Raw genomic sequence first — 10,028 nt, forward strand, 5'->3', positions numbered from 1 at the left:
TTCAGCCCGCGGGAAATTCCGAATATCCCCGAGCCGCGCCCGGAATACGAGATCTTCGTGTACTCGCCCCAGGTGGAAGGTGTGCACCTGCGCGGTGGCAAGGTGGCCCGCGGCGGCCTGCGCTGGTCCGACCGCCTGGAAGACTTCCGCACCGAAGTGCTGGGCCTGGTAAAAGCCCAGAACGTGAAGAATGCGGTGATCGTACCCAGCGGTGCCAAGGGCGGTTTCGTGGTGCGCCGCCCGCCGCTGGACAACAGCCGCGAGGCAATGATCGAAGCGGGTATCAACTGCTACAAGACCTTTATCCGCGCGCTGCTGGATGTGACCGACAACCTGAAGGACGGCGAAGTGGTACCGCCGCCGCGGGTCATCCGCCGCGATGAGGACGACCCCTACCTGGTGGTGGCCGCGGACAAGGGCACCGCTACCTTCTCCGATATCGCCAACGGCATCGCCGCCGAGTACGACTTCTGGCTCGGCGACGCCTTTGCCTCCGGCGGCAGCAACGGTTACGACCACAAGAAGATGGGTATCACCGCCCGCGGTGCCTGGGTCTCGGTGCAGCGCCACTTCCGCGAGATGGGCGTGAATGTACAGCAGGAAAATTTCTCGGTTATCGGTATCGGCGATATGGCCGGCGACGTATTCGGCAACGGTATGCTGCTGTCCGAGCACATCTGCCTGAAGGGTGCCTTCAACCACCTGCATATTTTTGTCGACCCCAACCCGGACGCCTCCAGCAGCTTCCACGAGCGCAAGCGCCTTTTTGAAATGCCGCGCTCCAGCTGGACCGATTACAACCTGAGCCTGATCTCCAAGGGCGGCGGCATCTTCGAGCGCCGCGCCAAGTCCGTGAAAATCACCCCGGAAATGAAGCAGGCGTTCGGCATCGAGGAAGACCAGCTGAATCCCAACGAACTGATCAGTGCCATGCTGCGCGCGCCGGTGGACCTGATCTGGAACGGCGGTATCGGCACCTATGTGAAAGCTACCAGCGAGAGCCACGGGCAGGTGGGCGACAAGTCCAATGACAACCTGCGGGTCAACGGCAATGAGCTGCGCTGCAAGGTGTTCGGTGAGGGCGGCAACCTGGGCATGACCCAGCGCGGGCGCATCGAGTTTGCGCTGAACGGCGGCAAGTGTAATACCGACTTTATCGACAATGCCGGCGGTGTGGACTGTTCCGACCACGAGGTGAACATCAAGATCCTGCTGGACAAGGTGGTGGCCAACGGCGATCTGACGGAAAAGCAGCGCAACCAGTTGTTGGAGGAAATGACCGAATCGGTAGCCGAGTTGGTGCTCGGCAACAATTACGATCAGACCCGGGCCCTGAGCGTGGCCGAATTCCAGATCGGCGATCGCTTTGACGAATACCGTCGCGTGATCAATACGCTGGAATCGGAAGGGCGCCTGCGCCGCGCGCTGGAGTTCATCCCGGATAACGAAACCCTCAACGAGCGCGACAACAAGGGCCAGTACCTGACCCGCCCGGAGCTGTCGGTGCTGATCTCCTACGTGAAGGTGAAACTGAAGGAGGAGCTGCTGGGTTCCGAGATCATCGACAACGACCGCGTGCAGGAAGCGGTGGAATCCGCCTTCCCGCCGGCGCTGGTGGCGCGCTACAAGGGTCTGGTGTACGACCACCAGCTGCGCCGTGAGATCGTCTCTACCCAGGTGGCCAATGAAATGGTCAACAGCATGGGGATCACTTTCTACAACCGCATTGCCAGCGCCACCGGTGCCGACATCAATACCATTGCCGCGGCCTATATCAGTGCCCGGGATGTGTACCTGATGGAGGAGTTCCAGGATGGTGTCGCTGCTCTGGATTACCAGGTGTCGTCCGAGCTGCAGATGCAGCTGATGAACTCCATGATCGGCCGCGTGCGCCGCGCCACCCGCTGGTTTGTGCGCAACCGTCGCGGGGTGCTGGATCCGGCGGAAGAGCGCGCGCTGTTCCAGGATTCCGTGCAGCGGGTTATCCGCGCGCTGCCGGAAGTACTGAGTGGCGAACCCCTGCGCGAGTGGCAGAGACGCCAGGAGCAGCTGCTGGCGGCCAAGGTGCCGGAGAAGCTGGCAATGCTGGCGGCATCGCCGACCTACCTGTTCTCGGCCCTGGGTATTTCCCAGTCCGCGCAGGTCAGTGACCGCCCGGTAGAGGAGGTGGCGAAAACCTATTTCTCCCTGGCGGACAAGCTCGGACTTTACTGGTTCGGCAACCAGATCATCGAGCTGCCGGTCACCAGCTTCTGGCAGGCCCAGGCCCGTGAGACCAGCATGGACGACCTGGACAGCCAGCTGTTCAAGCTCTCGGTGCATATCCTGCGCCTTGCCGGCGACGACGGCCTGGACGTGGATAGCGCAATGACCCGTTGGGGCGCTATCATGGCGCAGCCGCTGCAGCGCTGGAACGGCCTGCTGAAAGAGCTGAAATCCTCGCCCGGTGGCGACTTCGCCATGTTTACCGTGGCCCTGCGGGAGCTGATGTACCTGGCCAATGCCACCGCGGACCAGGAGACGCTCTCCGCCTGATCGAGCGACACTGTTCGAGAGTGACCGGAAGTGAACGCCGGGCGCCCTGTAAAGGTCGCCCGGCTTTTGAATGATTAAAAGGAAGCCCATGTACGAGCATTTGCGCAAAGCACTGTTTGCGCTGGACCCGGAGCGGTCCCACCACCTCACCCTGGATGCCATCGGCGCTGCCGAGCGCCTCGGCCTCATGTCCCTGTTTGCCAAGGAAGTGCCGGACGATCCGGTCGAGCTGATGGGGCTGACCCTGCCGAATCCGGTGGGACTGGCGGCGGGCCTGGACAAGAACGCGCAGGCGTTCAACGGCCTCGGCGCTCTGGGGTTCGGGTTTGTGGAAGTGGGTACCGTTACCCCGCGCCCGCAGCCGGGCAACCCGCAGCCGCGCCTGTTCCGCATTCCCGATGCGGAAGCGATCATCAACCGCATGGGATTCAATAATCTGGGTGTGGACTACCTGCTGGAGCGGGTAAAGCGCCGGCGCTATTCCGGTGTGCTCGGTATCAATGTGGGCAAGAATTTCGATACCCCGGTAGAGAAGGCCGCGGACGATTACTGCCTGTGCATGGAAAAGGTGTATGCCCACGCGGATTACATCACCGCAAATGTCTCCTCACCGAATACCAAGGGGCTACGCGACCTGCAGTACGGCGACAGCCTGGACGCACTGCTCGCGGCACTGAAGCAGAAGCAGAAGGCGCTGGCGGACGAGCACGACCGCTATGTCCCGCTGGCGGTGAAGATTGCCCCGGATATGGACGAGGAGGCAATCAAGCATGTGGCCCAGTCCCTGTACGAGCACGAAATCGACGGGGTGATTGCCACCAATACCACCATCGATAAATCGCTGGTGAAGGGTTTTACCCACGGTGAGGAAGAGGGCGGTTTGAGCGGGCGGCCACTGACCGAGCGTTCAACCGAGGTGATTCGCCAGTTGTCCGCGGCGCTGGACGGCACCATCCCGATTATCGGTGTCGGCGGTATTTTCGATGGCGACAGCGCCGCGGAGAAAATCCGTGCGGGCGCCACCGCGGTACAGATCTATTCCGGTTTTATTTACCGCGGGCCGGCGATCATTCGCGAGGCCGCAGCGGCAATCGCGGAGCTGCACAAGGGGCGTATCGCCGACAAATAAAAAATCCCGGGTATTTCCCGGGATTTTTTTCCGATTTTACCGTGTATTACATATTCACCACGCGCTGGGCCTGCGCTGCCGGGCCAAATCCGCTCCAGTAATCTTGGCGCCCCTGTCGCCAGCCGTTGATCCATTCCTGGTGTAACAAGCCGAGCTCATGGGGACAGGTTTCGTAACCTCTGCCTTCCATCGCGGCAACGTATCCTTTGTGGAATGCTCTATCGGAGGGATTGCGTTTTTGGCGTTTCATCGATTGAGTACCTCGAACTTTCATTCACTCTGTTTTTACGGAACCCGGGCACTGAAAGAGGTGATGCCCGGGTCTGAGAATATGCGCGTCGCCTTTCTGTTTGTCGGATCTCGCCTGTGGATTTTTCGGCGCTCTATTTGACAGTGTAATCCATTCCCGTTTTTCCACTTTCCAGCTTATTGTGGAAGCCCGGTGGCGGGAAGGGTTTCAGTTAACCAGACCACATGCGGTCGCGGAATGACTGTTTTTTTCTGAAAACTGCGGCTGATAGCAGAAATTCATCTAGCGGGAAACGTCATCCCGGCCCTCGCGGGAATGAAGGAATGCCGTACCCGTTTGCTGTATGCTTGCGCCACCCAAAGCCTGCCGCGCGGGTAGCGCCCGCGGCGCTGCAGGCATGATCGAAATGACTGACTGAGTAACTTCCCTTGACTGTAGAGTTTGACTTCACCGCCACCTGTCCCAAAGGCCTGGAAAACCTGCTTGCAGACGAACTGCGTGCACTGGGTGCCAGCGTCGGGCGCGAACAGCCCGCCGCGGTGCGTTTTCGCGGCCCCCTGCAACTGGCCTATCGCACCTGCCTGTGGAGCCGGCTGGCCAACCGGGTGCTGCTCAATCTCGGTCAGGCGCCTGTCCGCAATGCCGAGGACCTCTACAACGCGGTGGTCGCCGTACCCTGGGAAGAACATATCAGCCCCACCGGCATACTCTGGGTGCAGTTTTCCGGTACCAACCGCGAGATCCGCAACAGCCAGTTCGGCGGGCAGAAGGCGAAGGATGCGGTGGTCGACCGCCTGCGCAAGGCCACCGGTGCGCGCCCGGACGTGGACAAGCGCGATCCCGACCTGTCGGTGATGCTGCGCCTGCACCGGGACAACCTGGAGATCGCCATCGACCTGTGTGGCGACAGCCTGCACCGGCGGGGCTACCGCACCCATATCGGCGCGGCACCGCTGAAGGAAAACCTGGCGGCGGCGCTGCTGCTGCGCAGTGGCTGGCCGCAAATCGCCGCCGAGGGCGGCGCGCTGCTGGACCCGATGTGTGGCTCCGGCACCATCCTGATCGAAGGCGCCCTGATGGCTGCGGACATTGCCCCGGGTCTGTTGCGGGAGAGTTTCGGTTTCGAGCGCTGGCTGAACCACCAGAACGATATCTGGCTGGCGCTGCGGGAAGAGGCGCTGCAGCGCAGGGCCGCGGGCATGGAGCGGCAGCTGCCGGAGATCCGCGGCTACGACGCCGATGCCAAGGTGCTGTTCGCCGCCGAGTCCAATATCGCCCGCGCCGGGCTGGAAAGGTTTGTGCGCGTGAGCTGCCGCCCGGTGGCGGCCTTCAAGGTGCCCAGTCACCGTCCGGTGAAGCCCGGCCTGGTGCTGACCAATCCGCCCTATGGCGAGCGTCTGGGAGAGCAGGAGGCGCTGCGGGATACCTACAACGAACTGGGGCGACAGCTGAAGCAGGAGTTCCGCGGCTGGCGTGCGGGCATCTTTACCGGCAACCCGGAGCTCTGCCACAGCACGGGCCTGCGTTCGCACAAACAGTACAAGCTGTTTAACGGCAGTATTCCCAGCCAGTTGTTGCTGTTCGAGATCCACGCCAATTCCGCTACCGGAGCCGGTCAGGGTGGGGAAGGGCAACCGGCAAGGGTGCTGTCGGAAGAAGCGCAGATGGTGGCCAACCGCCTGCAGAAAAACCTGCGTAATGTGGGGAAGTGGGCCAACAAGAACGGTATCAGCTGCTACCGCCTGTACGACGCGGACCTGCCGGAGTATTCCGCGGCCATCGACGTTTACCGTTCACTGCAGGGGGAGACCTTCGCCCATATCCAGGAGTACCGCGCACCGGCGAATATTCCCGAGCAGAAAGCCCGCGCGCGCCTGTCCGACCTGGTGCGGGCAACGCGCCAGGTGCTGGAGCTGTCGCCGCGCAATGTATCGATCAAGGAGCGCCGCCGCCACAGCCACAAGGACAGCGGCAGCCAGTACCAGAAACGCGAGCAGCAACAGAAGCGCGAGGGCAACACGCAGGCATTCTGGGTGGACGAGTACGGTGCGCAGCTGGAAATCAATCTGTGGGATTACCTGGATACCGGGTTGTTCCTCGACCACCGCCCGGTCAGGCAGTATCTGCGCAAGCTGGCAAACGGCAAGAAGCTGCTGAACCTGTTCTGCTATACCGCCACTGCCACGGTGCAGGCGGCACTGGGTGGCTGCAGTGAAAGCACCAGCGTGGATATGTCGAAGACCTATCAGGCGTGGGGACAGCGGAATTTCCGCCAGAACAGTATGGACCCGTACCGGCACCAGCTGATCGAGGCGGACTGCCTGCAGTGGCTGGAAGCGGCACAGCAGAATCGCCGCGGTCACTTCGACCTGATTTTTCTCGACCCGCCCACATTTTCCAACTCGGCAAAAATGCGCGGGGTACTGGATATTCAGCGGGATCACGCAAATCTGATTCGCCAGTGCATGGCGCTGCTGGCGCCCGGCGGAACTCTGGTGTTTTCCAACAACCTGCGCAGTTTCAAGATGGATGAGGAGATCGAGGGGGAATTCGCGGTGGAAAATCTGTCCGGGCAGCTGCTGGACAAGGACTTCCAGCGCAACCCGAAAATTCACAATGTGTGGCAGGTCCGGAAAGCGGGTTAACCATTATCGCGCAAGGGCGATGGATTACAGTTCCATCACCAGACGGAAGCCCACTTCCTTTGAGGCCGCATTTTCATTCAGGCCGGTGCGGTAATCGGCGCTGAGGTTGCGCAGCGGTTCGCGCATGGAACCGCCGCGCACCGAGCGCAACTCGCAGTTCTTGATTTCCACCGCGCGGGTATCGCTGCGGTGGTTGCTGTAATCCCCCAGGAAGCAATCCTGTGTCCATTCGGCGACATTGCCGGCGGTATCAAAAAGTCCAAATTCGTTCGCCCTGTAGTTGCCCACCGGTGCCGATGAGGTTGAAAACAGGCTGTTGAATTCGCTGGCGCAGCCGCGACGGCAATTGGCCTTGCCCCGCGCACTGCTGCTGCCCCACCAGAAGGGCGTGTCGCTACCGGCGCGCGCCGCATATTCCCACTCCGCTTCACTGGGCAGGCGGTATTTCTGCCCGCTCTGTTCGCTCAGCCAGCGCGCATACTGCTTTGCATCTTCCCAGCTGACATTGACCACCGGACGGCTGCTGCGGCCCCAGCCGGCATCGGCGGGCAGAGGGCGGCCGGTGGCCTTGGCAAAGCGGTCGTACTCGGCGAAGGTGATTTCATGGGAGGAAATCGCAAAGGCCTTTTTCACCGAGATCTCATGTGCCGGACTGGTGAACGGGCGGCGCTCGTTGCCCATGGTAAAGCTGCCCGGCTGAACCACGACCATTTCCGGCCCGCGCCCGCCGTCCGCCAGTGGTGAATTGAACGGGCGACTGGTGACATATTTGCGCTCTAGCTCCACCGCGAGCGTCACATCGCTGGCTTCAATTTCAATCCAGCGGCGCAGGCTGTCAAAGCCGGGTTTGCTCACTTCCACATCGTAACGGCCGGGCGCCAGCGCCATCCCCGGGGTATAGCGGGGCACGATATTCATGATGCGGATACGCGCGTCAGACGGCTTGGCGGATACCGTCAGCGCATAGGTCTGCGTTTGCGCCGGCGGTGTTTGCACGGCTTCTGCCGGTGCGCGCGTTGCTGTGGCTGTTGCTGTGGGTGTTGCTGTGGGTGTTGCTGTGGGTGTCGGTTCGGATGGCGCTACAGATGTTGGCGCGGGTGCAACTTCTTCCCGTGCCGACGCCGCGGCTTCCACTGCGGGTAAGGTCGGGGACTGCGCGCTCGCCCGGTCGCGCAATACCGGCCGCAGCCCGGAGCTGTTCGCTGCGGATAACTGAACCGGCCCGGGCAGGGGGTTGTTGTCGGTGCCGGCGGGCACTGTGCTGCTGCCGGGCTCCGGCAGCAGCAACTGGGAGGTGATGCCGGCGGCGTCATTGACCAGGCCGGATTCCGTCTGCCAGGAGAATTTGTGGCTCAGCAGGCTGAACAGCACCCAGGCGAGCATCAGGCTACCGCACAGCATGGCGCCGAAAAGCCAGGAGCGCCGGCGCAGCGGTTGCGCCTGCTGCATCACCTGCTGCATGCGCAGGATTGTCTGCTGTTCCGCGCGCCCGCTCTGTTCGTGCAGGGGCTTGTCGCGCAAGCGCGCCCAGGACGCGGCAATGCGGTCGCTGAGGGTGCCGTACAGGGTCAATAGCAGGGCCCGCACCAGGCTGGAGACCCGCACCGAGGTGTTGTTCAATTTGGTCTGCGTGGTGGGCGATTTGCCCTCGATGGCTGCGAACAGCTGGTCGATGGCGTCGACCACATCGAGGCCGCGCTGGAAGCGCTGGTCCGGGTCCTTGGCGAGGAAGCGGTCGATCAGCCCCTGGTACAGGGAGTGCCGCGCGGGCAGGCGCGGAATCGGATCGGTGAGGTGCTTGATGGCGATCGCCACCGCTTCTTCCGCCTGGAAGGGGACCGCGCTGGTGAGCATTTCATAGAACACCACACCCAGGCTGTAGAGGTCGGCGCGGCCGTCGACAGCGGCACCACGGGCCTGCTCCGGGCTCATGTAGTGGGGAGTGCCCACCACCATGCCGGTGTTGGTCATGCGGGTAGTGCGCGCCACCGCGCGGGCGACGCCGAAATCCGTCAGTACCGCGGAACCGTCTTCGCGGAACAGGATGTTTTCCGGCTTCAGGTCCCGGTGCACGTAGCCCTTGTTGCTGGCGTGATCCAGCGCCATGGCGATCTGACGGGTGATATGCAGTGCTTCCAGCGGTTCCAGCGCACCGCGGGTGAGGGCGTCCGCCACGGAGCCGCCGGGCAGGTAGTCCATGGCGATATAGTTCAGGCTGCGGTAGCGGCCGATGTCGTGAATGGCGACGATATTGGGGTGCGATAGCTGGCCGACAATATTCGCCTCGCGCTGGAAGCGCTCGCTGAAAATGGGGTCGGCGTTCAGCACCGGGGACATGACCTTGAGCGCAACCTGGCGTCCCATGCTGCGCTGGGTAGCCAGATATACGGTGGACATACCGCCCTGATTGATCTTTTTCAGGATCTGGTAACCGGGAATTTCCAGCGATGCAACACCACTGCTGACAACTTCCATTCAAGTTTTCCCCGTAGTTCCCTGTTCCCGTTCGCTGTCAGATCAATTCTGCAGCAGCCACCAAGCTGCGCCGGCGCACAGCGCCACAATGGCTGCAATTGTAGCGATTCTGGGCAGAAGTGTGCCCTCAGGAGTATTTAAATGCCCGGAAGCGGCTAACGTACCGCCTGTGCGCAGGGTCTTGTTCTGGCCATTTTCTGCGTGCTGTTCCGGCGAACTCACTAGTTGCACGGTGATGTTGTCGCGGCCGCCCGCATCCAGTGCTGCGGCAATAAGAAATTCCGCGGCCCGCTGATTTTCCGGGTGTTCGGTAAGAATCTGGCAGATTTCCGCCTCGCTCACGTCGTTGCTCAGGCCGTCGCTGCACAGGAGCAGTTTCTGGCCTGGCTTCCACGAGAAGGAGGCGCGGTCGATCTCCAGCGTGGGGTTGGCAGTGCCACCGATACAGCGGGTAATCACATGCCGGTTGGGATGGCTGGCGGCCTCTTCGGCGTTGATCGCACCGGAGTCTACCAGCATCTGCACGTAGGAGTGGTCGATGGTCAGCTGGGTGAGTTGGCCACGAGACGGCGGCGGATCCAGATCTGTCTGACCTGCCGCTTCTGCGCCAGGTTCAGCGCTTTCAGGGCTGGTGCCCGGTGTCCACAGATACGCACGGCTGTCGCCGACCCAGTACACGTGGAAATAGTTGCCATCTTCGGCGACCACCACAGCGGTGGTGCCCATGGCGGTGGTGTTGGTCTCTTCGCCGATCAGCAGGGCGTGGGCGCGGCGCAGGGCCTGCTCGTAATGGCGGTCGGTGGCGGATGAGCGCTGGATCTCCTCAACCACCGTCTGGCTGGCAATCTCGCCGGCCTGGTGGCCCCCGAGACCATCAGCGACAACCCAGACACCGCGGTTCTCGTCGCCCCAGAACGCGTCCTCGTTCTGTTCACGGCGGTATCCGGTGTGTGTCGCCCCGGCGCTGCGCTTCGTTGCGCGTACGGCGGGGGGG

General features: G+C 62.2%; 6 protein-coding genes. 3 read left to right on the forward strand and 3 right to left on the reverse strand.

Annotation, left to right across the window (positions count from 1 at the left end):
* A partial coding sequence (locus tag QZ511_RS15170; RefSeq protein WP_295803609.1) for an NAD-glutamate dehydrogenase domain-containing protein occupies nucleotides 1-2,535 on the forward strand: 2,535 nt, incomplete at its 5' end.
* A gap of 88 nt (nucleotides 2,536-2,623) precedes the next feature.
* On the forward strand, nucleotides 2,624-3,664 hold the full coding sequence (locus tag QZ511_RS15175; RefSeq protein ID WP_295803610.1) for a quinone-dependent dihydroorotate dehydrogenase: 1,041 nt from the start codon (nucleotides 2,624-2,626) through the stop codon (nucleotides 3,662-3,664).
* Nucleotides 3,665-3,710: 46 nt separating this feature from the next.
* Here QZ511_RS15175 and QZ511_RS15180 read toward each other — a convergent pair whose 3' ends face one another.
* Nucleotides 3,711-3,914, reverse strand: a complete 204-nt coding sequence (locus QZ511_RS15180; protein ID WP_295803611.1) for a ribosome modulation factor — start codon at nucleotides 3,912-3,914, stop codon at nucleotides 3,711-3,713.
* A 428-nt stretch (nucleotides 3,915-4,342) separates the two neighbouring features.
* Between QZ511_RS15180 and rlmKL the strand changes: the two genes are divergently transcribed.
* Nucleotides 4,343-6,559, forward strand: a complete 2,217-nt coding sequence (gene rlmKL, locus QZ511_RS15185; RefSeq protein ID WP_295803613.1) for a bifunctional 23S rRNA (guanine(2069)-N(7))-methyltransferase RlmK/23S rRNA (guanine(2445)-N(2))-methyltransferase RlmL — start codon at nucleotides 4,343-4,345, stop codon at nucleotides 6,557-6,559.
* 24 nt (nucleotides 6,560-6,583) lie between these two features.
* On the opposite strand, the gene QZ511_RS15190 is transcribed toward rlmKL, so the two are convergent.
* Together QZ511_RS15190 and QZ511_RS15195 are read right to left on the reverse strand one after the other, a co-directional pair.
* Nucleotides 6,584-9,034: a bifunctional serine/threonine-protein kinase/formylglycine-generating enzyme family protein gene (locus tag QZ511_RS15190; protein WP_295803614.1), complete on the reverse strand. Its 2,451-nt coding sequence runs from the start codon at nucleotides 9,032-9,034 to the stop codon at nucleotides 6,584-6,586.
* Nucleotides 9,035-9,076: 42 nt separating this feature from the next.
* Nucleotides 9,077-10,028 (reverse strand): protein phosphatase 2C domain-containing protein (locus tag QZ511_RS15195; RefSeq protein ID WP_295803615.1); only part of this gene is annotated, 952 nt, incomplete at its 5' end.

The organism is uncultured Microbulbifer sp., from assembly GCF_913055755.1.
Lineage (GTDB): Bacteria > Pseudomonadota > Gammaproteobacteria > Pseudomonadales > Cellvibrionaceae > Microbulbifer.